Below are 672 nucleotides of genomic sequence, written 5' to 3' on the forward strand. Positions count from 1 at the left end.
GGGCACGGCGCTCGACGTCGGTGAGGTCCTCGCGGCGGGTGACGAACGGGTTGAACAGGAACCCGATGACGGGGAACTGGGTCAGCTTCTCGGCGGGGGTACCCTCGTCGCGGAAGCGGTCGTAGACCTCTATCGGGCTAACTTCAACGCCGATGTAGTACCGGACCTGCTGGATACCCCGGTCACGCATCTCCTTCGGCCGTGTCTCCCGGTACTCTTCGAGGAGTTCCCGGAAAATCGGGTTCTCCGTGACGTCTTCGTCAGTGAGTCGATCCTCGATGGTCTCAGTGATCTGCTCGACCGGGAAGGAGCGGGTTGTGGCGTGGAGTTTAAGCTTCGAGTCCAGCTCTTTGTTGGCGAACTCTTCGCCAGCGTCCTGGAGCTGCGCCCAGTCGTCGGACATCGCGAAGTCCATGTTGGCCGGATCGATCTCGATGAACGCCTCCATTGCGCCGTCTTCACGCTGGATGGCACCAGCGCCCGGCCACGCCCGCTTGATGTTCGTGAGGTCCTGTGTCCGCTCGTCCGGCTTGAACGGCGTGTAGTTCGCGAGTCCGCCTTCGTTCCGCTCTGTCTCGTTGGTACTCGTGTCGGCGTCGGCGGGCGCACTGAACGTGATCTGAGGTCGCTTGAGGTACCGATAGACGTCTTTGGTCCACGTCCAGGCGTTCA

Annotated in this window: 1 pseudogene; it reads right to left on the bottom strand. The window is 62.1% G+C overall.

The features are described 5' to 3' along the window. A pseudogene (locus tag DEQ92_RS21165) lies at nucleotides 1-672 on the bottom strand (hypothetical protein); the annotation flags it as partial.

Origin of the sequence: Haloferax sp. Atlit-6N (genome assembly GCF_003383195.1) — an archaeon.
Classification (GTDB): domain Archaea; phylum Halobacteriota; class Halobacteria; order Halobacteriales; family Haloferacaceae; genus Haloferax; species Haloferax gibbonsii.